The sequence below is a fragment of the Streptomyces sp. NPDC090108 genome, from assembly GCF_044747185.1.
Taxonomy (GTDB): Bacteria; Actinomycetota; Actinomycetes; order Streptomycetales; family Streptomycetaceae; genus Streptomyces.
On record NZ_JBIVDQ010000003.1, the window covers coordinates 314,176 to 337,126 of the forward strand.

Genomic DNA, 22,951 nt, shown 5'->3' on the forward strand with positions numbered 1-22,951 from the left:
GGACGCGTCACCATGCCGAAGACCACCACGCTCCGGCCCGTAACCGCCGCCGTGGCCGGCGGGCCGCTGGCCTCGCTGGGCGGGATGCTGCACGAGTGGCTGCCCGGGCAGCGCTGGTTCGCGGGCAAGGACCGGCCGGTCACCGATCTGTCCGTGCTGTCCATGACCGAGCTGTTCCCGGGCTGCCTCCACCTGCTGGTGCACGCCTCGCACGCGCCGGTGCCCACCCCGGGCGGCACTCCCCCGCCGGGCGACTGCTACCAGCTGCTGCTCGGCCTGCGCGAGCAGCACACCCCGCGCCTGGAGCGGGCCTTCATCGGCCGGGCCACGAGCGGGCCGCTGGCGGGGCTGTCGGTCTACGACGCCCTGCACGACCCGCGGGCCGCGCATCTGCTGCTGGAGCGGCTGCGGCAGCCCGGCAGCGCCGGTCCGCTCACCTTCGAGACCGCTCCGGGAGCCGGTCTGACCGGGGGCCTGCCGCCCCGGCTGCTGGACGCCGAGCAGTCCAACTCCTCGCTGGTGTACGGCGACTCGTACATCCTGAAGGTGTTCCGGCGCATCCAGCCGGGCGTCAACCCGGACCTGGAGGTGCCGGGCGCGCTGGCCGCGCAGGGATGCCGGCGGGTGCCCGCTCCGGTGGCGTGGTTCAGCACGTCCGCTCCGCGTCCGGCCACGCTGGGAGTGCTCCAGCCGTTCCTGCCGGACGCCACCGACGGCTGGACGCTGGCGCTGCGTGCCCTCGCCGCGGGCGACGACTTCACCACCGAGGCCGGTGAACTGGGCCGGGCCATGGCCGAGGTGCACGTGGCGCTCGCCGGGGCGTTCCCGCCGGCCGCGCAGGGCGAGAACGGCCGCACCGCGGAAGGGATGCGCGCCCGGCTCGAGGCCGCCGCACGTGCCGTGCCAGGGCTGCGGCCCTATGTGCCCGGACTGCGGGCGGCGTTCGGCGCGCTGGAGACCTGCGACGCCGGACCGCCCGCCCAGCGCATCCACGGCGACCTGCATCTCGGGCAGGTGCTGCGGGCCGGACGCGACTGGTTCGTCATCGACTTCGAGGGCGAGCCCTCCCGTCCGCTCGCCGAGCGGCGGGCCGCGCACTCCCCGGTGCGGGACATCGCCGGGATGCTGCGCTCCTTCGACTACGCGGCCCGGCAGCGCCGCCCCTGGCGACCCGAGTGGGCGCGCCGCTGCCGGGAGGCGTTCTGCGCGGGCTACGCCGCGCGGGCAGGCTGGGATCCACGCAAGAAGCACGCGCTGCTGCGCGCGCACGAAACGGACAGGGCGGTGTACGAGGTGCTGTACGAAGCGAGACACCGGCCGGACTGGCTGCCGGTCCCGATGGCCGCGATCGAGCGACTCGCCGTGTGGGGGGGCTGACGTCATGGCACTGCGCGACACCTCGCCCCCCGAGACGGCGGGCCCCGCCGGCGCCACGGCGCTGCGCCTGGGACGGTCCGACCACGACCGCCTCCTCGGCGGCACGCACCACGACCCGCACGCGCTGCTCGGCGCGCACCCGGTGCCGGGCGGCACCCTGTTCCGGGCCCTGCGCCCGAACGCGCGCTCCGTGAGCGTGCTGGTCGACGGGATGCGCAGCCCTCTGGCCCCGCAGGGCGACGGCCTCTTCGCCGCCGTCCTCCCCTACCACCGGATCCCGTCCTACCGGCTGCTCGTCGCGTACGACGACGGGGAGCAGGAGACGGAGGACCCCTACCGCTTCCTGCCCTCCCTCGGCGAACTCGACCTGCACCTCGTGCAGGAGGGCCGGCACGAGCAGCTGTGGAAGGCGCTGGGCGCCGAGCCGATGACCCACGAGGGGGTCACCGGCACCCGGTTCACCGTGTGGGCGCCGAACGCCCAGGGCGTGCGCGTCGCCGGTGACTTCACGTTCTGGGACGGCACGCAGTACCCGATGCGCTCGCTGGGCGCGTCCGGGGTGTGGGAGCTGTTCCTGCCGGGCATCGGGGAGGGCGCCCGCTACAAGTTCGAGATCACCTCACGCCACGGGGGCCGGTTCCTGAAGGCGGACCCGATGGCCCGCCGCACGGAGGTGCCGCCCGCGACCGCGTCCGTCGTCGCGGTGTCGCGCTACGAGTGGGACGACGCCGAGTGGATGGCCCACCGGGGCGACACCCCCGTGCACGAGGCCCCGTTCTCGGTGTACGAGGTCCATCTGCCCTCCTGGCGTCCGGGGCTGACCTACCGCGAGCTCGCGGTCGAACTCCCCGCCTACGTGGTGGAGATGGGCTTCACGCATGTGGAGCTGATGCCGGTGGCCGGGCACCCGTTCAGCGGGTCCTGGGGCTACCAGGTCACCTCGTACTACGCGCCGACGCCCCGTCTCGGCTCGCCGGACGACTTCAAGTTCCTGGTCGACGCGCTGCACCGGGGCGGTGTCGGCGTGATCATGGACTGGGTGCCGGCCCACTTCCCCAAGGACGACTGGGCGCTGGCCCGCTTCGACGGGGACCCGCTGTACGAGCCCGGGGACTCGCGGCGAGCGGAGCACCCGGACTGGGGCACCTACGAGTTCGACTTCGCCCGTACCGAGGTGCGCAACTTCCTGGTTGCGAACGCCGTGTACTGGTGCGAGGAGTTCCACATCGACGGGCTGCGCGTGGACGCCGTCGCCTCGATGCTCTACCTCGACTACTCGCGGGACTCCGGGCAGTGGGAGCCGAACGTCTTCGGCGGCCGGGAGGACCTCGGCGCGGTCGCCTTCCTCCAGGAGATGAACGCCACCGTCTACCGGCGCTGCCCCGGGGTGGTGACCATCGCCGAGGAGTCCACCGCGTGGGAGGGCGTGACCCGGCCGACGGACAGCGGCGGCCTCGGGTTCGGCCTGAAGTGGAACATGGGCTGGATGCACGACTCGCTGGAGTACATCCAGCACGAGCCGGTGCACCGCAAGTACCACCACAACGAGATGACGTTCTCGATGGTGTACGCCTACAGCGAGAACTACGTCCTGCCCATCTCGCACGACGAGGTCGTGCACGGCAAGCAGGCCCTGGTGTCGAAGATGCCCGGCGACTGGTGGCAGCGGCGCGCGAACCACCGCGCCTACCTGGGCTTCATGTGGGCCCACCCCGGCAAGCAACTGCTGTTCATGGGGCAGGAGTTCGCGCAGGGTGCCGAATGGTCGGCGGAACACGGCCCGGAGTGGTGGCTGCTGGACGAGGACTACCACTCCGCGGGCGATCACCGGGGTGTGCGCGACCTGGTGCGGGATCTCAACTCCCGCTACCGGGACACGCCCGCGCTGTGGCAGCGGGACACGGATCCGGGCGCCTTCCGCTGGGTGCTGTGCGACGCGGCCGACGACAACGTCCTCGCGTTCCTCCGCCACGACCACGCCGGCTCACCGCTGCTGGCCGTGTCGAACTTCTCCCCCGCCGTCCGCGAGGACTACCGCCTGTGGGTCCCCGAGGAGGTCCCCGCCTGGCGGGAGGCGCTGAACACGGACGACCGGCGCTACGGCGGCGGGGGCGTGGGCACCGGCGCCGGTGACGGCGGGGCGCTCGCCCCGGAGGACGGCTTCCTGCGGCTGACCCTGCCGCCGCTGTCCACGGTCTGGCTGACCCCCGCACCGGGAAAGGGGCGTTGAGGCCCACGCACCCGCACCGGCCGTCGGGGCCCACGCACCGCAGCCGGCGCACCGGACGCTGATCCGGGGCCGCCGGACGCCGATTCGCTTTCACAAACGGCCTGTTCCAGGGGCGGCCGGGGTCGCGAGGACCCCGGCCGCCCCTGTCGTCGTGTGCCGGTGACGGGCTCCGAGGGACGTTCCCCGGCCACGTCCGGACGCTCCCAGGTCATCAGCGGATCACGACTTGCCTGATCCGGGCCCCGAAAGCGCTTGCCTGGGCTACATTCGTGCACCGCCGACGACAGATCCGGTCGGCAAAGTCACCCTCCGTACACCCAGGAGCAGTGCATGCGCGACGACGATCTCGCTCTGGCGGCCGTCCCGCCGCTCACCGGCGGGCTCGCCGACACCGTCTTCGAGACCGCGGAGCGCGACCCCACCCTCGCGCTGCTCGCGCGGCGCCGGGGACCGTCCTCCCAGGAGTGGGAGGAGGTGACGGCGGTCGAACTGCGGGACGAGGTGGTCGACGTGGCCAAGGGGCTCGTCGCCGCGGGGATATCCCCGGGCCACCGCGTGGCCATGATGGCCCGCACCCGCCACGAGTGGACGGTGCTGGCCCACGCGCTGTGGACGCTCGGCGCGGAGGTCGTACCGGTCCATCCGACGTCGTCGCGCGAGCAGGTGGAGTGGATCCTGCGGGACGCCGGCTGTGTGGCGGTGGCGGTCGAGGACGAACAGGGAGCCATGACCGTCGGCACGGTGTGCGCGGCGCTCCCCCGGCTCCAGCATGTGTGGCAGCTGGACGCGGGGGCCCTGGGGCAGCTCACCGAGCGGGGCGCCGTCATCCCGCTGACCACGGTGGAGTCGCTGCGCCGGATCGTGCTGCCGGACTCGACGGCGGCCATCGCCTACACCTCCGGCACCTCCGGGCGGCCGCTGGGCTGCGCGCTGAGCCACCGGAACCTGGCCTATCCGTGCGACACGCTGCTGGCCGGCTGGGGCCACACCGCGGCACCGGCCGGCGAACGGCCGTCGGTGCTGGCGTTCCTCCCCTTCTCGCACGTGTACGGGCTCATGGTGCAGCAGATGTGCCTGCGGGGCGGCATCCTGATGGCCCACGAGCCGGAGATGAGCGAGGCGTCGCTGGCCTCGGCACTGCGCACCTTCAGGCCGACGTACGTGTACGGCGTGCCGTCGGTGTTCGAGAAGCTGTACAAGACCTTCCTGCGCACGGCCCAGGAGGCGGGCCGGGGGGCGGTGTTCGAGCGGGCGGCGCAGACGGCCCGCGACTTCGCGGAGGCGGAGGAGCGCAGCCGGCTGGGCACCGGGCCGGGCCCCGGGCTGGAACTGCGCCTCCAGCACGCCCTGTACGAGCGGACGGTGTACCGCAAGCTGCGCTCGGCGTTCGGCGGGCGCGCGCAGCGGGGCACCTCGGGCGGCTCCTCGCTCAGCCGGGAGATGTCCCTCTTCTACGAGGGCATCGGCATGGCCATCCACGACGGTTACGGGCTGACCGAGACCGCCGGCGGGATCACCGTGCAGCCGATCGGGCGGGGGAAGTCGGGGACCGTGGGCCTGCCGGTGCCGGGGACCGAGATCCGGGTGGCCGACGACGGGGAGATCCTGGTGCGCGGACCGTCGGTCTTCCAGGGCTACGTCGGTGACGAGGCGCGCACCCGGGCGGCGCTGCGCGACGGCTGGCTGGCCACCGGTGACATCGGCCGGCTGGACTCCGAGGGCTATCTGACGATCACCGGCCGCAAGAAGGACGTCCTCGTCACCAGCGGGGGCAAGAGCGTGGCGCCCGCCCCGCTGGAGCAGCGGCTGCGCATGCATCCGCTGGTGCACCAGGCGGTGGTCGTCGGCGACGACCGGCCCTGTGTGGGGGCGCTGATCACCCTGGACCCGGAGTTCCTCGCGCACTGGCGGGGCGCGCTGGCCCTGCAGGGCGACTCGGCGGGCCGGGAGAGCCGTGAGGAGAACGCGCTGCGGGACGAGCTGGCCCGGGCGATCGCCTCGGCGAACAGTTCGGTGTCGCGGGCGGAGTCGATCAGGGTCTACCGGGTCGTCCAGGAGCCGTTCGGCCCGGACAACGGTCTGCTCACCCCGTCCCTGAAGCTGCGCCGCGACGCCATCGCGCGGCACTACGCCGCCGAGATCGAGGCGATGTACGAGGCGCGTTCCCGCGCGATCCGGCGGCCGGCCCCGCAGGAGCCCGCCGACTGGGACGAATCGGACGACGTCTTCCGGTAGGCCGGTCCGGCGGCCCGCGGCGGATGTTCCCGCCGCGGGCCGGCGGCCGGAGGGGATCACCTCGCTGATCGGCGCTTACGCGGCCCCGCTGTGGGAACCCGAAGCGTGGGGAGTGATCCGCGACGACGACCACCCCGACCGTGCACGGCCGATCCGCTCCCTCACGGCCGGGGCCGGAGAAGACCGAGATGCCGACGGAGCCGCGCTGGGACGACACGCCTTCCTCGGAGGAGCGGTACGAGTGCGCGTACGCCTTTCCGGGTGAGCTGCGGAACGTCACGGGTGCCCGGCTCGCCGCGGAGGCGTTCCTGCGTGCGCTCGCGCGCCGCGCGCCGCCCACCGCGCCGGAGTACTGGGACGACATCCTGCTGGTGGTCACGGAACTGGCCGCGAACGCGATCCAGTACGCGCCCGGCCCGTTCGGCCTGCGGATGCGCCGCACCTTCGACGGGGTGCACGTGACCATGCACGACACCAGCCGCGTCCGGCCGGAGCCCCGGCCGTTCCGTCCCAGCTCGGGAGGGGGCGGCATCGGCTGGCATCTGGTGCGCACGCTCAGCGACCAGGTGAGCGTGGTCGTGGAGGACCACGGCAAGGACATCCATGTCTTCCTCCCCTGGTGACCGGCGCGTTGTCCGCCCCGTGCCCCGCGGCCTCCGCCCGGTGCGCGGCCCCCTGGAACCGCCGTCGCCGTGTTCGCCTGCCTGGCGCGGCCCGGCTGGCGCGACGGACCCGGGCGCGATGGGATCGGTGTGGTGGTGACGGTCCAGGGGCATGCGAACGGCGTCGAGCCGGACCGTATGGAGCCCAGAAAGGGATGAACACCGTGACACGACCCAGGATCCTGGTGGTGGGGGCGGGCTTCGCCGGAGTCGAGTGCGTCCGTCACCTGGAGCGTGAACTCGCGCCGGGCGAGGCGGACGTCACGCTGGTGACGCCGTACTCCTACCAGCTCTATCTCCCGCTGCTGCCCCAGGTCGCCTCCGGCGTCCTCACGCCCCAGTCCATCGCCGTCTCCCTGCGCCGCAGCAGGAAGTACCGCACCCGGATCATCCCGGGCGGCGCGATCGGCGTGGACCCCGAGGCCAAGGTGTGCGTGGTGCGCACCATCACCGACGAGATCGTCAACGAGCCGTACGACTACCTCGTGCTCACCCCGGGCAGTGTGACCCGGACCTTCGACATCCCGGGCCTGGCCGAGCACGCCATCGGGATGAAGACGCTCGCCGAGGCGGCGTACATCCGTGACCACGTCATCGCACAGCTCGACCTCGCCGACGCCAGCGACGACCCGGCCGAACGCGAGGCGCGGCTGCAGTTCGTGGTGGTCGGCGGCGGCTACGCGGGCACCGAGACCGCGGCCTGCCTCCAGCGGCTCACGCACGCGGCCGTCAAGCGCTATCCGCGTCTCGATCCGGGTCTGATCAAGTGGCACCTGATCGACATCGCGCCCAAGCTCATGCCCGAGCTCGGCGACCGGCTCGGGCGCAGCGCGCTGGAGATCCTGCGCGACCGGGGCATCGACGTGTCGCTGGGGGTGTCGGTGGAGAAGGTCACGGAGGACCAGGTGACCTTCACGGACGGCCGGGTGATCCCGACACACACGCTGATCTGGACCGCCGGGGTCGTCGGCAGCCCGCTGATCGACACCTTCGGCGCGGAGAAGGTCCGGGGCCGGCTGAAGACCACCGCCGAGATGACCGTGCCGGGCCAGGACGGGATGTTCGCGCTCGGCGACGCCGCCGCCGTGCCGGACCTGGCGAAGGGCGGCGACGCGGTCTGCCCGCCCACGGCGCAGCACGCGATGCGGCAGGGGAAGAAGGTCGCGGAGAACGTCATTGCCTCCCTGCGGGGCGAGCCGCTCCAGCCGTACGTCCACAAGGATCTGGGCCTCGTGGTCGACCTCGGCGGCAAGGACGCCGTGTCCAAGCCGCTCGGCATCGAACTGCGCGGAATCCTCGCCCAGCTCGTCGCCCGCGGCTACCACTGGTCGGCCCTGCGCACCAACGTCGCCAAGGCCCGCGTCCTCGTCAACTGGCTGCTCAACGCCGTCGCCGGCGACGATTTCGTCCGCACCGGCTTCCAGCGCGGCCGCCCCGCCCGGCTCAAGGACTTCGAGTACACCGACGCCTACCTCACCCCCGACCAGGTCCGCGCCGAGGTCCGGGAGAGCCGGGCCGCACAGCGGTCCTGACGCGTCCGGACCCTCCACGCCGGTGTGACCCGGATCACCAGGGACCGCCGCTCATCCGCACCAGGGGCGGCGGTCCTATCCGTGACCGAAAGACGTCACACGAGGAGGCACCGCCGCCATGACCGAGAAGACCGTGAAGGGCCCCGCGAGCTACTTCCCGTCGATCGAGAAGAAGTACGGCCGCCCGGTCGCGTCCTGGCAGGAGCTGATCCGCTCCTCGCCGCTGACGAAGCACATGGAACTGGTCGCCTGGCTGAAGGCCGAACACGGCCTGGGACACGGACACGCCAACGCGCTCGTGGCGTACACGCTGGCAGAGAGCAGGTAAACGGCACCGCCGTGCCATGCTGGACCGGAGATCACTTTCGGTACGGCAGAGAGAGCACGGCGGCGTGAGGGCACTGAGCCGAGCGGTGCGGGTGGGTCTGTGGGACCGGATCGCGGCGTCCGATCCCGGTCTGCTCAGACTCACCGCGGGCATGCGCAACATGTTCTCCGTCGCGCTCGCCCTCGGTGTGCTGGCGGTGCTGCGGGTGCCCGTGCCCCAGCTGGTCGCGGGCGCCATGACGGCGATGGCCGCGACCTTCGCCATCCGGGAGAAGCACCCCGCCGCGCAGGCCGTCACCTTCGCGCTCAGCGTGCCGGTGGCGTTCGCCTCGGTGTCGCTGGGGGCGCTGCTGAACCAGTGGCCGGTGGCGAGCGACATGTGCTTCGTCCTGGTCATCTTCGCCGCCGTCTACAGCCGCCGTTTCGGCGACCGCGGCACGGCGCTCGGGGTGATCGTCTTCCAGATCTACTTCGTGGCGCTGTTCGTCCAGGCGTCCGTCTCCTCGCTGCCCGCGCTCAGCCTCGTCATCGCCGTGTCCTTCGGGTGCAGCGCCCTGACCCGGTTCGTGCTGCTGCCGCAGACCCCGGCGGGCACGCTCGACCGGCTGCGGCGGGCCTTCCGCGCCCGCCTCGGACAGCTGATCACCATTCAGGCCGAGCTGCTGGACGCCGACCCCGACGACGTGGACAAGGTCCTGAAGGACCTGCGTACCAGCACCGCCCGGCTGCACGAGACGGCGCTGGAGATCCAGGGCCGGCTGGACTACAGCGTCCCCGACCCGGCGGTGGCCCGGCTGCTGGAGCGCCGGATCGCCGACGCCGAGATCGCCGCCGAGCGGCTCGGCCTGATGCTGCTCACCGCGCGCGGCGCCGAACGGACCAACACGCTGACCCTGCATCTGCCGGGCGCCCACCTGAAGATCGGCGACGTGCCGGTGCGGGAGGAGGCGAGGTCCAAGCTGCGCCGGGACCTGGCGTCGCTGCGTCTGCTGGTGCTGCGGCCGGCCGGCGAGGCCAGGGGCACGGCGATGGCGCACGTCCGCAACCGGCTGCTCGGATACCGCGACGAGGAGAACCTGCCGAAGGCCTCCCCGCCCGTGCAGGACGTGTTCCGGGGCATCGGCGAGGCCACACGCGCCGTGCTCGGGCTGCGGACCGCGCTGGAGGGACCGCAGGACGAGTCCGACGACAGCCCCGAGACGGCCCGCTCCCGCGAGGAGATCGAGGCCGAGAACGCGGCCATCGAGGGCAGCGAGGAGACCGGGGCGGAACCGGCCGGGCTGAAGCGGCTGACCACGCGGTCGGCGATCCAGGTGGCGGTGGGGTCCGCCCTGGCGATCGGCGCGGGTGAGCTGCTGTCCAGCAGGCGCTGGTACTGGGCGGTGCTGACCTGCTGGATCGTGTTCGTCAACACCGCGTCCACCGGCGAGATCCTGGTGAAGGGCTACCGCCGGGTCCTCGGCACGGTGCTCGGCGTGGTGGCCGGGGTCGGGCTCGCCGGGCTGGTCGGACACCACACCTGGACGGCGTTCGCGCTGGTGCTGGTGTGCATCTTCGCGATGTTCTACACCGCGTCGATGTCGTACACGCTGCTGTCGTTCTTCGTGACGGCGGCCCTGGGCCTGCTGTACACGCTGCTGAACACGTACAGCATGGCCGTGCTGCTGCTGCGGGTGGAGGAGACGGTGCTGGGCGCGGCGTGCGGGGTGCTGGCGGCGGTGCTGGTGCTGCCGGTCGACACCGACCGGCACACCAACGAACTGCTCGTCGACGTCCTGGACCGGCTCGAGGACGTCACGCGGGCCGCCGTGGACCAGCTCAGCGGTACGCCGCACACCGACCTGGTGGACAGGGCCCGCGACCTGGACCAGGCGCTGGCCGACCTGCGGGCGGCCACCCTGCCGCTGACGCATCCGATCACTCCGATGCGCGCGCGCCGGGACGCCGCCCGCTACGTGGTGGCGCTGCTGGAGACGTGCGCGTACCACGCGCGTGCGCTCGCGGCCACCGCCGAACTGCTGCCGAGCAACCCCTCGATCGCCGCGGACCCGCGGCTGCGCGGGGCCTGTCAGCGGATCCTGCACAACATCGCGGCGATCGCCGCGCACGTCCGGGACCCGCGCTCCACGGCGGTGCTGGAGACCGGTCCCAGCATCGCGTCGATGCTGGAGCCGGGCACCCTGGGCTCCCCGCGCTACGGCCGCGTGACGGACCGGGTGCTGCGGCATCTCCAGCGTCTGGACGAGGCGGTGTCCGGTCTGGCCCGGCCCCTGGGCCTCACCGTCGGACAGCCGAAGAAGACGAAGGGCGCGCAGGGGACGAAGGGGACCAAGGAGCGGGCCGAAGTGAAACAGGTCACGTGACCTGTTGAATCCCTTGCGGGGGCGCCGGGCAGATGGTTTATCGTTCACCCATAACTGATGGCTCAGCGACCCGGCCTGTCCGTGCGTCCTGCGCTCGTCACCTCGTACGGCCCTGGCTGGTTTCCCCCGTCCAGCCAGGGCTTTTTCCTGCCCTCGGGCCGGACGGCCGCCTGAGCGGCGCGGTTTTCGAGGTGCCCTGTACGGCGGTAGCCGCTGAAATGGGGTGAGGGAAAGCATCTGAACCGCTGCCGGCGAGGAGCCCCGCGCCATGACCAAAGCGATAAAACTGCTGACCGCCCTGCCGCAGGCTCAGCGTGAGCGTCTGATGGAGCTGGCCAAGGAGGTGTCCTTCCCGGAGGACAGCCGCATCTTCGAGGCGGGCGGCACCGCCGACCGGTTCTGGGTGATCCGCTCGGGCGCGGTCTCCCTCGACCAGCAGGTCACCTCCCGGCAGTGGGTCACGGTGGCCACGCTCGGCGCCGGCGACATGCTCGGCTGGTCCTGGCTCTTCCCGCCGTACGAGTGGGACTTCGGGGCCGTGGCCTTCAGCAACGTACGGGCCTACGAGTTCGACGGGCCCTCGGTGCTCGGTCTGTGCGTGGAGGATCCGCTGCTCGGCCTGTCACTGGTCCGCACGGTCGCCGAGATCCTCGCCCATCGTCTGGAGACGACCCGCGGCAAGCTGATGGACCAGTACTCGGTCCGCCGGCAGCGCCCGGTGTAGGCGGCGCTGCCGCGGCGGACCGCGGGGCGGTCCGTCAGATCCGGTAGCGGCGCAGTGCCGGGACCGCGGCGGCGAGCACCAGAATCGCCACGACGACCAGCACACCGCCGCCGGCCACGGCGGCCTGGGCGCCGAAGACCGAGCCTGCGGTGCCGTGGAGGACATCGGCGAGGCGGGGGCCGCCCACCACGACGACGGTGAACACCCCCTGCATCCGCCCGCGCATCTCGTCGGTCGCAGCGGACAGCAGGATCGCCTGGCGGAAGACCATGGAGACCATGTCCGCCACTCCCGCGGCGGCGAGGAAGACCAGGGCCAGCCAGAGATTGCCGCTGAGCCCGAACCCGGCGATGGCCACGCCCCAGCCGGCCACCGCGCCGATGACCATCCAGCCGTGCCGCCGGGCCCGCGAGAAGACCCCGGAGAACAGGCCGCCCAGCACCGCGCCCACCGCGATGCCGGCGAAGAGCACGCCCAGCGCGAGCCCTTCGCCCCAGGAGGCGTACGTCTGCGCGGCCAGCTCCGGGTACAGGGCGCGGGGCATGCCGAAGACCATGGCGATGATGTCGGCGAGGAACGACAGCAGCAGCACCTTGTGCCCCGCGATGTAGCGGAACCCGGCCGCGATCTCGCGCAGCCCGGCCCGCCGCGCCGGCGCGTCGCCGAGCGGGGCCAGCGGGGGCAGCCGGAAGACCGCCCAGACGGTGACGCACAGGGCGAGCGTGTCGATCAGGTACAGCGACGGCAGCCCGATCACCGGGATCAGCGCGCCGGCCAGCAGCGGTCCGACCACCAGGCCGGTCTGCATGACCGTCGCGCCGAGCGCGTTGGCCGCGGGGAGCTCCTCGGCCGGGACCAGCCGGGCGACCGAGGCGCTGCGTGTCGGGGAGTTGAGCCCGAAGAAGGCCTGCTGCGCGCCGAGCAGCACCATCAGCAGGGCCACGGAGTGCGCCCCCATGGCGGCCTGCACCCAGAACAGCAGCGAGGTCACGGCGATGCCGGCGTTGGTGATCAGCAGCAGTCTGCGCCGGTCGACCGTGTCGGCGATGGCCCCGCCCCAGAGCGCGAACACGACCATCGGCACCAGACCGACGAGGCTGGCGTAGCCGACCCAGGCCGAGGAGTGCGTGATGTCGTAGATCTGCTTGGGCACGGCGACGGCCGTGAGCTGGCTGCCGACGGCGGTGACGATGGTCGAGGACCACAGCCGCCGGAACGCCGGGATGCGCAGCGGCCGGGTGTCCATGGCCCAGCGGCGCCAGCCCCGCGGCGGCGTCTGCGGGGTCGCCTCGGCGGGGGCGGATTCGGTACTGCTGCTCTCGCTCGTGTCCACGTAATTCCTGGTTGCTCGATACATCTTTCGATTCGGGCTTCACTATCCCAGCAACTCCTGTGACCGCCGAACCGATTGCGCGGGATCGGGCCGGATCAGATCCCGGAGACGAGCATCATGGCCCCGAGGCCGAGCATCGTGACGGCGACCAGGCCGTCCAGGAGACGCCAGGCGCCTGGCCCGGCGAGGAAGCGGCCGAGCAGCCGGGCGCCGAAGCCGAGGGCGGCGAACCAGCACAGGCTGGCGAGGGCGGCCCCCAGGCCGAAGGTCCAGCGGAGCGGGCCGCGGTCGGCGGCGAGGGAGCCGAGCAGGAAGACGGTGTCCAGGTACACGTGCGGGTTGAGCCAGGTCATCGCCAGGCAGGTGAGCACCGCGCGCCGCCGGGAACCGGGGACCGCGCCCTCCGCGCGCAGGCCGGTGCCGGCGGGCGCGAACACGCGCCGGGCGGCGAGGGCGCCGTAGCAGAGCAGGAACACGCCGCCGATCAGCCCCACGGCCCGTACGGCCTCGGGCCACGCCACCACCACCGCGCCGACTCCGCCGACACCCAGCGCGATCAGCAGCGCGTCGGACAGCGCGCAGATGCCGACCACGGTGAGGACGGCCTGGCGGCTCACCCCCTGGCGCAGGACGAAGGCGTTCTGGGCGCCGATGGCGACGATCAGGGAGAGTCCGGCGCCGAATCCGGCGGCCGCGGTGGTCAGAGCGTGGTTCATGGTTCCGACGGTAGACAAGCGGTCTCAGCGGGTACAGCTAAAGATTCTTACGTAACCTTAGCTCTCGTGATGACGGAACTTCCCCTGGACCAGGTGCGCACACTGCTGGCCGTGGTGGACGAGGGCACGTTCGACGCGGCGGCCGCGGCCCTGCACGTGACGCCGTCGGCCGTGAGCCAGCGGGTCAAGGCGCTGGAACAGCGGACCGGGCGGGTGCTGCTCCTGCGCACCAAGCCGGTGCGGCCGACGGAGTCCGGTGCCGTGCTCGTGCGGTTCGCCCGCCAGCTGGCGCGCCTGGAGCGGGACGCGCGCGGCGAGCTCGGGATGAGCGGCGCCGGGGAGCAGACCCGGGTGTCGGTGGCGGTGAACGCGGACTCGCTGGCGACCTGGTTCCTCGGGGCGCTCACCCGGGTGCCGGGGCTCTGCTTCGAGCTGCACCGGGAGGACGAGGCCCACACGGCGGCGCTGCTGCGCGAGGGCCTGGTGATGGCGGCCGTGACCTCCTCGCCCGACCCGGTCCCGGGCTGCTCGGTGCGCGCGCTGGGCCGGATGCGCTATCTGCCGGTGGCCGCGCCGGAGTTCGCCGCCCGGCATCTCGACGGCCCGCTGCGGGACACGCTGCCGCAGGCGCCGGTCGTGGTCTTCGACACCAAGGACGAGTTCCAGGACGCCTTCGTACGCCGGCTGGGCGGCAGGGGCGCCGGTCCGCTGCGGCACCAGGTGCCGACCTCGGAGGGCTTCGTCGCCACGGTCGCCGCGGGCCTCGGCTGGGGCATGGTTCCCGAGGTCCAGGCCGCCCCGCTGCTGCGCGAGGGGCGGCTGGTGACGCTCGGCGCCACCGGCCCCGGCGCCCCGGAGCAGTGGGTGGAGATCACCCTGTACTGGCAGCAGTGGAAGCTCGACTCCCCCGCGCTGGCGGCGCTGGCCGAGGCGGTCGCGCAGACGGCGGCGGAGACGCTGCGGGGCTGAGCTACGGCGACGCCGCGGGGCTCCGCGCCGGAGACACGGCAGGGCTGAGCGGCGACCGGGATACCGCGGGACCGAGCGCCGCGCGTGTCCTCACTCCCCCGCCGCGAGCCGGCTCTCCGCGCTGTCCAGGAGCATCTCCAGCGCCGTCGGATACGCGCTGTTGACCATGCGCCGGGCCAGGTGGGGGGCCGCCTCCGCGATGCGCGGGTGGGTGGACCGCGGCAGGCGCGCGTAGGTCGAGAGCCACTTGTCGTCGTCGGCCCGCTGGGAGGCGCTCGGCAGGGCGAGGGTGGCGGCGTCGAGGGCGGCGAAGGCCAGGGTCTGGTCGATGAAGGCGTGGTAGACGCGGACCGTCTCGGCCAGGCCGAATCCGGCGGTGCGCAGGACGTCCAGGACCGCCTCGTCGGCGGCCAGTTCGTGGACCCGTCCGGTGACCCGGCTCGCGGTCAGCAGCGCCGCCTGCGGATGGGCGACGTACGCGGCGTGGATGCGCAGCCCCATCGCGCGCAGGTCCGCCCGCCACCGTCCCGTGCGCTCCCAGCCCGCGAGGGCCTGCCCGATCAGCGCGTCGCCGATGGCGAGGGTGAGGTCGTCCATGCCCCCGAAGTACCGGTACAGGGTGCTGGGGTCGCAGTCGAGCGCCAGGCCGAGGCGGCGCGCGGTGAGCCCGGCGCTGCCGTGTTCGCGCAGCAGGCGCAGCGCGGCCGAGACGATCAGCGTCTCCGACAGCACGGTGCCGCCGCGGGTCGGCCGGCGCCTGCGGCGTTTCTCCTCGGGTACGACGGCCTTGGGCACCGCGGCTCCTCCCCCTCGCTGTCGCTGCCCGGGCGGTCCGGGGCAGGCCGGCACGCTCGCGGAACGGCCTCGCGCGCACGTGCGGAGCGCGTCTCTTATGCCAACGCCATTGACCTTACGGCACGGTCCGGCGTTGGATTCCGGCCAGGCGCGCCGGCCAAGACCTCTTTTCGTCCCGATCAGGCAGGGAGTTTCCGACATGCGTGTACTGCTCGTGGGAGCCGGCGGTGTGGGCACGGCCGTCACCCGGATCGCGGCCCGGCGTCCGTTCTTCGACCTCATGGTGGTCGCCGACTACGACCCCGCGCGGGCCGACGCGGCGGTCAGGGCCCTCGACGGCGACGGCCGGTTCGTCGCCGAGCGCGTCGACGCGGGCGACGAGGCGGCGGTGGCCGGGCTGCTCGCCCGGCACGGCTGCGACGTGCTGCTCAACGCGACCGACCCGCGGTTCGTGATGCCGCTGTTCCGGGCGGCACGCTCGGCCGGTGCGACCTATGTCGACATGGCGATGTCGCTGTCCCGGCCGCATCCGGAGCGGCCGTTCGAGGAGTGCGGGGTGAAGCTCGGCGACGAGCAGTTCGCGCTGGCCTCCGAGTGGGAGAAGGCGGGCGCGCTCGCGCTGGTCGGCATGGGCGTGGAGCCCGGTCTGTCGGACGTGTTCGCCCGGTACGCGGCGGACGAGCTCTTCGACTCCATCGAGGAGATCGGTGTCCGGGACGGTGCGAACCTGACCGTCGACGGCTACGACTTCGCGCCGTCCTTCAGCATCTGGACCACCATCGAGGAGTGCCTGAACCCGCCGGTGGTCTACGAGGCCGACCGGGGCTGGTTCACCACCGAGCCGTTCAGCGAGCCCGAGGTGTTCGACTTCCCGGAGGGCATCGGCCCGGTGGAGTGCGTGAACGTCGAGCACGAGGAGGTGCTGCTGATGCCGCGCTGGGTGGGCGCGGAGCGGGTCACCTTCAAGTACGGCCTGGGCGGTGAGTTCATCGAGACGCTGAAGACGCTGCACCGGCTGGGCCTGGACACCACCGAGCCGGTGGCCGCGCCCGGTCCCGAGGGGCCGGTGCCGGTCTCGCCGCGGGACGTGGTCGCGGCGTGCCTGCCGGATCCGGCGGGGCTGGGCGGGCGGATGCGCGGCAAGACCTGCGCGGGGACGTGGGTGCGCGGCACCCGGGACGGGGCGCCGCGCGAGGTGTACCTCTACCACGTGGTGGACAACGAGTGGTCCATGGCGGAGTACGGGTGCCAGGCGGTGGTGTGGCAGACGGCGGTCAACCCGGTCGTCGCCCTCGAACTCCTCGCCGCCGGCACCTGGTCGGGCGCCGGGGTCCTCGGCCCGGAGGCGTTCCCCGCCCGGCCGTACCTCGACCTGCTGACGGAGTACGGCTCCCCGTGGGGCCTGCGCGAGCAGTGAGTCCGCTTCGCCGGCGCGGGCCCCGCGGGGATCGGGCGCGGCCGTCCGGTCAAGCGCGGCCCGGCTTGCCCTTCGTGTACAGCCAGGTGTGGAAGAGCCCGTCGAGGTCCTTGCCCGACACGTGCTCGGCGAGCTTCGTGAACTGGGCCGTCGTACCGTGTCCGGCCCGGTGCGCGGCCGCCCAGGCGCGCAGGATGCGGAAGAAGTCCTGGTCGCCGACGGCCTTGCGCAGCTCGTGCAGGGTCATCGCGCCGCGGGCGTAGACGGGTGTGTCGAAGATGTTCGCGCCGCTGCCCGGGTCGCCGGGCGGGAAGGCCCACAGGCCGTTCGAGGCGGGGCGGGCGTAGAGCGCGTCGAAGGACTTCTGGGCGCTGTCGCCGCCGTGCTGCTCGCTGTACAGCCATTCGGCGTAGGTGGCGAAGCCCTCGTTGAGCCAGATGTCCTTCCACGTGGTGAGCGAGACGGAGTCGCCGAACCACTGGTGGGCGTTCTCGTGGACGAGGGTGCTCAGGTCGGGCGCGGAGTCGTAGAGCGGCCGGCTCTGGGTCTCCAGGGCGTAGCCGACGTCCGGGGCGTGGTCGACCAGCGAACCGGCGGCGCGGAAGGGGTAGGGCCCGAACAGCTTGCTCTCCCACTCCAGCACGGAGGGCAGCTTCTTCAGCACCGGCGCGGCCGCGCGGGCCTCCCGCGGGTCCACGGCGTTGTACACCTGCACGCCGTCGTGGGTGGTGTACCGCTCCACGGTGAACTTGCCGACCGTGGCGGTGGCCAGGTAGGCGGCCATGGGCTCGGACTGGCGCCAGCGGAAGGTGGTGCGGCCGTGCGCGGTGCGCTGTCCGAGCAGGACGCCGTTGGCGACGGCGGTGCGCCCCTCGGGCACGGTGAGCGTGAAGTCGTACGACGACTTGTCCTTGGGGTGGTTGTTCGCCGGGAACCAGGTCATGGCGCCCTGCGGCTCACCGGCGACGAACGCCCCGTCGTCCGTGGTGATCCAGCCGTCGGCGGAACCGTCCGGGTCGGTGACGGAGGCGGGGACGCCCCCGTAGGTGACGGTGACGTGGAACTCCTGGCCCGCGCGAAGCGCGTGGCGCGGGGTGACGACGAGTTCCTGGCCGTCGCGGGTGAAACGGGCGGCGGCGCGGTCGACGGTGACACCGGTGACCTTCAGGCCCTTGAGGTCGAGGTCGAAGCGGGTGAGCCGCCGGCCGGCGTGGGCGGTGAGGTCCGCCTTGCCGTCGAGGTGGCGGGAGGAGGTGTCGTAGCCGAGCGTGAGGCCGTAATGGCGGACGTGGTAGCCGCCGTTGCCGCTGAGCGGGAAGTAGGGGTCGCCGGCACCGGAGGCTCCGGTGGTGCCGGCCGCCGCGGGTCCGGCGGCCCCGAGCAGCGCCGCGACGGCCACGGGCACGGTGGCGAGGACCGCCTCGCGCCGGAGGACTGCCGTTCGTCGTCGTGCGGCCGGTCTGCGGGGTGACGTCACTTGCGCTCCTCGGTCAGGGGGTGGCGGTGATCGAACCGCCCACAGACTAGAGGGGCGCCCCGCACCGGTTCCCCCTCATTCAGGTCAAGTCACGCCGCGTCGCCGTCCGGTGGGCGGCGCCGGCCGACGTAGGCTCGCGGCATCGTCCGTGTCCCGAGGGGAGCCCGACCGTGAGTGTGCGCGTGCGCCGCATCTACGACCCGCCCGAGCCCGACGACGGCCTGCGCGTGCTGGTGGACCGGCTGTGGCCGCGCGGCGTCAGCAAGGAGGAGGCGCGGCTCGACGAGTGGCCCAAGGGGCTGACGCCGTCGACGGAACTGCGCCAGTGGTACCACGGGGGCGGCTCGTACGAGGAGTTCCGGCGCCGTTACGGGACGGAGCTGGAGGCGCCGGAGGCCGCCGAGCTGCTCGACGGCCTCCGCAAGGCCGTCCAGAACGGCCCGGTCACGCTGCTCACGGGGTCCAAGAGGCCGGGAGAGAGCCACGCGGACGTCCTGGCGGAGCTGTTGCGGGACTGACCGGGGCGGTGCCCGGCCCGACCCTCGCCGCCGCGGGGAGCGGGGGCGGCCGTCCTTCGCGGGACACGCCGCCTCCGCTCCCCGCGGCGACGGACGGTCCGTCAGTCCGCCTGGCGTGCCGCCGCCCGGCCGGCCGCGCGGCCGGAGAAGAGGCAGCCGCCGAGGAAGGTGCCTTCCAGGGCGTTGTAGCCGTGCACGCCGCCGCCGCCGAAGCCGGCGACCTCGCCCGCCGCGTACAGGCCGTCGACCGGGCTGCCGTCGGGGCCGAGGGCGCGGGAGTCGAGGTCGGTCTGGATGCCGCCGAGGGTCTTGCGGGTCAGGACGTGCAGCCGGACGCCTATCAGCGGGCCGGCGGCGGGATCCAGGATGCGGTGCGGGGAGGCGACCCGGCCGAGGCGGTCACCGATGTAGCGGCGGGCGTTGCGGATGCCCTGGACCTGGGCGTCCTTGCTGTAGGGGTTGGCCATCTGCAGGTCGCGGGCCTCGATCTGGCGGCGGACCTCGGCGGCGTCCAGCAGCGGCTTCCCGGTGAGCCCGTTCATCCGCTCGACCAGCTGCTCCAGGGTGTTGCCGGTGACGAAGTCGGCACCCTTGTCGAGGAAGGCCTGGACCGGGGCCGGGGCGCCCTTGCCGAGCAGCCGGTCCTTGAGCACGGCCTTGCGGTCCTTGGCCGTGATGTCGGGGTTCTGCTCGGAGCCGGAGAGCGCGAACTCCTTCTCGATGATCTTCCGGGTGAGGACGAACCAGGAGTGGTCGTACCCGGCGATGTCCCCGGTGGTGCGCAGGTGCCTGAGGGTGCCGAGGGTGTCGTAGCCGGGCAGGCAGGGCTCGGGCAGACGGCGGCCGAGGGCGTCGAGCCAGACCGAGGACGGGCCGGGCAGGATGCGGATGCCGTGGCCGGGCCAGACGGGGTCCCAGTTGTGCAGGCCCTCGGTGTAGTGCCACATGCGGTCCCGGTTGACCAGGCGCGCCCCGGCCTCGGCGCTGATGTCGAGCATGCGGCCGTCGACGTAGGCGGGGACGCCGGTGACCATCCGGGCGGGGGCGGTGCCGAGCCGCTCCGGCCAGTAGCGGCGGACGATGTCGTGGTCGGCGCCGATGCCGCCGCTGGTGACGATCACGGCCTGGGCCCTGAGTTCGAAGTCGCCGGCGCGGTCGCGGCTGGAGGCGACGCCGCGCGGTGCGGGGTCGTCGGCGAGGACGGTGCCGCGCACGCCGCGTGCGGCGCCGTTCTCGACGATGAGCTCGTCGACGCGGTGGCGGTGGTGGAAGGTGAGCAGTCCGTCCCGGGCCGCCTTGCGGGCGTACGCGACGAAGGGCGCGACCACGCCCGTGCCGGTGCCCCAGGCGATGTGGAAGCGGGGCACGGAGTTGCCGTGGCCGCTGGCGCGCAGGTCGCCCCGCTCGGCCCAGCCGACGGTCGGCAGCAGTTCGATGCCGTGTCCCTGGAGCCAGGACCGCTTCTCGCCGGCCGCGAACTCGACGTAGGACCGGGCCCAGCGCACCGCCCAGGAGTCCTCGTCCTCGACGCGGTCGAACTGGGCGCTGCCGCGCCAGTCGTTCCAGGCGAGGTCGAAGGAGTCCTTGATGCCGAGGCGGCGCTGCTCGGGCGAGTCCACGAGGAACAGCCCGCCGAAGGACCAGAACGCCTGACCGCCGAGATTGGCGGCGTTCTCCTGCTCGACCAGGGCGACCCGCTTGCCCCGGCTGGTGATCTCATGCGCCGCGACCAGGCCGGCGAGGCCCGCTCCGACGACGATGACGTCCGCGCCCGTGTGGTCCATGGCGTCCGTGTTCTCCATGACGTCCGACTCCTTCCGTCTCCGACTACGACTCGTCCGGTGTGCCTGTGCCCTCGCCCGGGGTGCGGCGGTCCCGTGCGGGAGTGCCGCCGTGCCCGGGGGCGCCCGTGCCGTCGGTGAGCAGGGCGGTGAGCAGTTGCTTGAGCCAGCCGCGGGCGGCGTCGACGTCCTTGTCCAGCAGGAGCTGGGTGGTGACACCGTCGTAGGCCGCGACCACCGCGTGGGCGGCGCCGTCCGCGCCGCCGAGCACGGCGGGCAGTGCGCCGGGCCCGCCGGCCCGGAGGCGGTCCGCGACGGCCTCCCGCAGGCGGGCCCGGTGGTCGAGGAGGACCCCGGCGACGGCCGGGTCGCGGGCCGCGTGCACCAAGAAGTCGGTCTTCACCAGCAGCCAGTCCACGTCGAGCAGCAGCACCTCGGTGACCCGGTCCACGGAGGCCGGCACGTCGAGACCGGGTCCGTCCTGGGCGAGCGCCTCGGTCACCTGCGAGGCGATGAGGTCGGCACGCTCCCGGTAGAGGGCGAAGAACAGCTCGTCGAGGGTGGCGAAGTTGGAGTAGAACGCGCCGCGGCTGTAGCCGGCCGCCTCGCAGACCTCCTCGATGGAGACGCGGCCGAATCCCTTGGTGGCGAAGACCGCGAAGGCGGCGTCGAGCAGGTTCGCCCGGGTCCGCGCCCGCCGCCTGGTGACACGCGGGGCCGCGGCGTCCGCCGTGTCCCGCGCCGGGGTGTCCCGCGCCGGGGTGTCGCCCGCCGTGCCGTCCGTCGTGCGCTCCGCCGTCATGGCCGCCTCCGTTTCGATACGGGAATGTATCGGATACGTCGGTGTATCGAAAGAGGTCGCCGCCGGGCGGCGACTCCGGAGCGACCACCCTCCGAAAAGGGAACACATTTTCGATTACCGAGGTACGCTGGAACCATGTCCACGCACCTCCAGGGCTCCCTGTTCGACCAGACCGACGAGCTGCGGCTCGGCCCCCTCCAGGGGCTGCGCCGGACGGAGCTGAGCGCCGGCGCCTGGATCGACACGCTGCCGGGGTGGCTGAGCGGCGCCGACGCGCTGTACGGACAACTCGCGGCCGAGGTCCCGTGGCGGGCCGAGCGCCGCAAGATGTACGACAGCATGGTGGCCGTACCGCGCCTGCTCGCCTTCTACCGTGCCCGCGACCCGCTGCCCCACCCGGTGCTCGACGAGGCCCGCACGGCCCTGAGCGCGCACTACGCGGGGAGACCGGGCGCGCCGTTCACCACCGCCGGGCTGTGTTTCTACCGTGACGGCAGGGACAGCGTCGCCTGGCACGGCGACCGGATCGGACGCGGCGCGCGCGAGGACACGATGGTGGCGATCCTGTCCGTCGGCGCGCCCCGGGACCTGCTGCTGCGGCCGCTGGGCGGCGGCGACACGGTACGGCGGCCACTGGGGCACGGCGACCTGATCGTGATGGGCGGCTCCTGCCAGCGGACCTGGGAGCACTGCATCCCCAAGACCGCACGGGCCACCGGCCCCCGTATCAGCGTCCAGTTCCGCCCGCACGGCGTCCGCTGACCCGCCACCGCCCGGCGCGTTCCGGGACGTGTCGGCATGTGCCGGGATGTGCCGGGATGTGCCCCGCAGGCTCCGGCGACTCCGGGGGGCCGCTCACGGGCGGTGCGGCCGGGTCTGGTTGGCTGCCCTGCGATGATCGACCGCGGGCGATCGCCGACAGGGACCGAGGACAGCATGACGACAGATGTACGCCAAGTCGCCGACGACACCTACCTGGTGCACGGCCACCACACCAACTGGGTGATCCTCAAGGACGGTGACGCCGTCACGCTGATCGACACCGGGTATCCCGGCGACCGCGAGGGCGTTCTCGAGTCCCTGGCGGCGGTGGGGAGTTCACCGCAGGACGTCGCCGCCGTGCTGATCACCCACGCGCACAACGACCACATCGGCTCGGCCGAGCACCTGCGCACGGCGTACGGCACCCCGGTCTATCTGCACGCCGCCGAAGTCCCGCACGCGCGCCGGGAGTTCCTCCAGCAGGCCACCATCGGGGACGTGGTCCGCAACGCCTGGCGCCCCGGTGTGCTGTCCTGGGCGGCGCATGTCATCAAGGTCGGCGGGACCGCACACAACCCGGTCACCGCCCCCGAACCCTTCCCCACCGAGGGCGCGCTCGACCTCCCCGGGCGCCCGGTCCCGGTGCACACGCCCGGCCACACGGACGGCCACTGCGTCTACCACCTTCCCCAGGCGGGCGTCGTGATCACCGGCGACGCGCTCGTCAGCGGCCACGCGACCTCCCGGGTCAAGGGCCCCCAGCTGCTGCACACCTTCTTCCACCACGAGCGCGCCCGCGCCCTGGCCTCCCTGGACCTGATCGGCGCCCTCGACGGCGACCTCCTGCTCCCGGGTCACGGCCCGCTCCACGAGGGTCCGGCACGGGCGGCCGCCGACCAGGCCCGGGAACGGGCCGCGTAGGGGGTGTCGT

Annotated in this window: 19 protein-coding genes; 13 read left to right on the top strand and 6 right to left on the bottom strand. The window is 73.1% G+C overall.

Annotation, left to right across the window (positions count from 1 at the left end; translation table 11 throughout):
• Positions 1-12: 12 nt before the first annotated feature.
• The 8 genes from ACIPRD_RS11535 (at position 13) to ACIPRD_RS11570 (ending at position 11,450) form a co-directional block, all read left to right on the top strand.
• Positions 13-1,377 (top strand): maltokinase N-terminal cap-like domain-containing protein, encoded by a 1,365-nt coding sequence (locus ACIPRD_RS11535; RefSeq protein ID WP_356407024.1) that lies wholly within the window; start codon positions 13-15, stop codon positions 1,375-1,377.
• Between the two features lie 4 nt (positions 1,378-1,381).
• Positions 1,382-3,607, top strand: a complete 2,226-nt coding sequence (glgB, locus tag ACIPRD_RS11540) for a 1,4-alpha-glucan branching protein GlgB (protein ID WP_401562323.1) — start codon at positions 1,382-1,384, stop codon at positions 3,605-3,607.
• A gap of 330 nt (positions 3,608-3,937) precedes the next feature.
• Positions 3,938-5,842, top strand: a complete 1,905-nt coding sequence (locus ACIPRD_RS11545; protein ID WP_401562325.1) for an AMP-dependent synthetase/ligase — start codon at positions 3,938-3,940, stop codon at positions 5,840-5,842.
• 188 nt (positions 5,843-6,030) lie between these two features.
• On the top strand, positions 6,031-6,465 hold the full coding sequence (locus ACIPRD_RS11550; protein WP_356407034.1) for an ATP-binding protein: 435 nt from the start codon (positions 6,031-6,033) through the stop codon (positions 6,463-6,465).
• Positions 6,466-6,659: 194 nt separating this feature from the next.
• Positions 6,660-8,036 carry an NAD(P)/FAD-dependent oxidoreductase gene (locus ACIPRD_RS11555; protein WP_401562326.1) on the top strand — a complete coding sequence of 459 codons (1,377 nt, stop codon included), beginning with the start codon at positions 6,660-6,662 and terminating at the stop codon, positions 8,034-8,036.
• A 118-nt stretch (positions 8,037-8,154) separates the two neighbouring features.
• Positions 8,155-8,364, top strand: coding sequence for a DUF4287 domain-containing protein (locus ACIPRD_RS11560; RefSeq protein WP_356407040.1), 210 nt, complete (start codon positions 8,155-8,157; stop codon positions 8,362-8,364).
• 151 nt (positions 8,365-8,515) lie between these two features.
• Positions 8,516-10,726 (top strand): FUSC family protein, encoded by a 2,211-nt coding sequence (locus ACIPRD_RS11565; RefSeq protein WP_356407472.1) that lies wholly within the window; start codon positions 8,516-8,518, stop codon positions 10,724-10,726.
• A gap of 268 nt (positions 10,727-10,994) precedes the next feature.
• Positions 10,995-11,450 (top strand): cyclic nucleotide-binding domain-containing protein, encoded by a 456-nt coding sequence (locus ACIPRD_RS11570; RefSeq protein WP_356407043.1) that lies wholly within the window; start codon positions 10,995-10,997, stop codon positions 11,448-11,450.
• Between the two features lie 34 nt (positions 11,451-11,484).
• On the opposite strand, the gene ACIPRD_RS11575 is transcribed toward ACIPRD_RS11570, so the two are convergent.
• Complete coding sequence (locus ACIPRD_RS11575) at positions 11,485-12,783, bottom strand: MFS transporter (RefSeq protein ID WP_401562328.1); 1,299 nt, start codon at positions 12,781-12,783, stop codon at positions 11,485-11,487.
• Positions 12,784-12,878: 95 nt separating this feature from the next.
• Positions 12,879-13,499, bottom strand: a complete 621-nt coding sequence (locus ACIPRD_RS11580) for a LysE family transporter (RefSeq protein ID WP_356407049.1) — start codon at positions 13,497-13,499, stop codon at positions 12,879-12,881.
• A 66-nt stretch (positions 13,500-13,565) separates the two neighbouring features.
• Here ACIPRD_RS11580 and ACIPRD_RS11585 point away from each other — a divergent pair, with 66 nt between their 5' ends.
• Positions 13,566-14,468, top strand: coding sequence for a LysR family transcriptional regulator ArgP (locus tag ACIPRD_RS11585; protein WP_356407052.1), 903 nt, complete (start codon positions 13,566-13,568; stop codon positions 14,466-14,468).
• 90 nt (positions 14,469-14,558) lie between these two features.
• On the opposite strand, the gene ACIPRD_RS11590 is transcribed toward ACIPRD_RS11585, so the two are convergent.
• A complete protein-coding gene (locus ACIPRD_RS11590) occupies positions 14,559-15,263 on the bottom strand; it encodes a TetR/AcrR family transcriptional regulator (protein ID WP_401562330.1) in 705 nt (234 codons plus the stop codon).
• 199 nt (positions 15,264-15,462) lie between these two features.
• On the opposite strand from ACIPRD_RS11590, the gene ACIPRD_RS11595 reads away from it, so the two are divergent.
• A complete protein-coding gene (locus tag ACIPRD_RS11595) occupies positions 15,463-16,680 on the top strand; it encodes a saccharopine dehydrogenase family protein (RefSeq protein ID WP_401562332.1) in 1,218 nt (405 codons plus the stop codon).
• 49 nt (positions 16,681-16,729) lie between these two features.
• Here ACIPRD_RS11595 and ACIPRD_RS11600 read toward each other — a convergent pair whose 3' ends face one another.
• Positions 16,730-18,157: a M1 family metallopeptidase gene (locus ACIPRD_RS11600; protein WP_401562334.1), complete on the bottom strand. Its 1,428-nt coding sequence runs from the start codon at positions 18,155-18,157 to the stop codon at positions 16,730-16,732.
• 170 nt (positions 18,158-18,327) lie between these two features.
• Here ACIPRD_RS11600 and ACIPRD_RS11605 point away from each other — a divergent pair, with 170 nt between their 5' ends.
• Entirely contained in the window at positions 18,328-18,675 is a 348-nt protein-coding gene (locus tag ACIPRD_RS11605) for a DUF488 domain-containing protein (RefSeq protein WP_401562335.1), read from the top strand.
• A gap of 101 nt (positions 18,676-18,776) precedes the next feature.
• On the opposite strand, the gene ACIPRD_RS11610 is transcribed toward ACIPRD_RS11605, so the two are convergent.
• Both ACIPRD_RS11610 and ACIPRD_RS11615 read right to left on the bottom strand, forming a co-directional pair.
• A complete protein-coding gene (locus ACIPRD_RS11610) occupies positions 18,777-20,477 on the bottom strand; it encodes an FAD-binding dehydrogenase (RefSeq protein WP_401562337.1) in 1,701 nt (566 codons plus the stop codon).
• 25 nt (positions 20,478-20,502) lie between these two features.
• Positions 20,503-21,258 (bottom strand): TetR/AcrR family transcriptional regulator, encoded by a 756-nt coding sequence (locus tag ACIPRD_RS11615; RefSeq protein WP_401562339.1) that lies wholly within the window; start codon positions 21,256-21,258, stop codon positions 20,503-20,505.
• Positions 21,259-21,393: 135 nt separating this feature from the next.
• Here ACIPRD_RS11615 and ACIPRD_RS11620 point away from each other — a divergent pair, with 135 nt between their 5' ends.
• On the top strand, positions 21,394-22,020 hold the full coding sequence (locus ACIPRD_RS11620) for an alpha-ketoglutarate-dependent dioxygenase AlkB (protein WP_356407070.1): 627 nt from the start codon (positions 21,394-21,396) through the stop codon (positions 22,018-22,020).
• Positions 22,021-22,194: 174 nt separating this feature from the next.
• A complete protein-coding gene (locus ACIPRD_RS11625; protein WP_356407073.1) occupies positions 22,195-22,941 on the top strand; it encodes an MBL fold metallo-hydrolase in 747 nt (248 codons plus the stop codon).
• Positions 22,942-22,951 lie beyond the last annotated feature (10 nt).

Excerpts from the sequence above, each read along its gene's own strand:
- ACIPRD_RS11535 (WP_356407024.1), top strand. The coding sequence starts at position 13 with ATGCCGAAGACCACCACGCTCCGGCCCGTAACCGCCGCCGTGGCCGGC.
- glgB (WP_401562323.1), top strand. The coding sequence starts at position 1,382 with ATGGCACTGCGCGACACCTCGCCCCCCGAGACGGCGGGCCCCGCCGGC.
- ACIPRD_RS11545 (WP_401562325.1), top strand. The coding sequence starts at position 3,938 with ATGCGCGACGACGATCTCGCTCTGGCGGCCGTCCCGCCGCTCACCGGC.
- ACIPRD_RS11550 (WP_356407034.1), top strand. The coding sequence starts at position 6,031 with ATGCCGACGGAGCCGCGCTGGGACGACACGCCTTCCTCGGAGGAGCGG.
- ACIPRD_RS11555 (WP_401562326.1), top strand. The coding sequence starts at position 6,660 with ATGAACACCGTGACACGACCCAGGATCCTGGTGGTGGGGGCGGGCTTC.
- ACIPRD_RS11560 (WP_356407040.1), top strand. The coding sequence starts at position 8,155 with ATGACCGAGAAGACCGTGAAGGGCCCCGCGAGCTACTTCCCGTCGATC.
- ACIPRD_RS11565 (WP_356407472.1), top strand. The coding sequence starts at position 8,516 with ATGCGCAACATGTTCTCCGTCGCGCTCGCCCTCGGTGTGCTGGCGGTG.
- ACIPRD_RS11570 (WP_356407043.1), top strand. The coding sequence starts at position 10,995 with ATGACCAAAGCGATAAAACTGCTGACCGCCCTGCCGCAGGCTCAGCGT.
- ACIPRD_RS11580 (WP_356407049.1), bottom strand. The coding sequence starts at position 13,499 with ATGAACCACGCTCTGACCACCGCGGCCGCCGGATTCGGCGCCGGACTC.
- ACIPRD_RS11595 (WP_401562332.1), top strand. The coding sequence starts at position 15,463 with ATGCGTGTACTGCTCGTGGGAGCCGGCGGTGTGGGCACGGCCGTCACC.
- ACIPRD_RS11610 (WP_401562337.1), bottom strand. The coding sequence starts at position 20,477 with ATGGAGAACACGGACGCCATGGACCACACGGGCGCGGACGTCATCGTC.
- ACIPRD_RS11615 (WP_401562339.1), bottom strand. The coding sequence starts at position 21,258 with ATGACGGCGGAGCGCACGACGGACGGCACGGCGGGCGACACCCCGGCG.
- ACIPRD_RS11620 (WP_356407070.1), top strand. The coding sequence starts at position 21,394 with ATGTCCACGCACCTCCAGGGCTCCCTGTTCGACCAGACCGACGAGCTG.
- ACIPRD_RS11625 (WP_356407073.1), top strand. The coding sequence starts at position 22,195 with ATGACGACAGATGTACGCCAAGTCGCCGACGACACCTACCTGGTGCAC.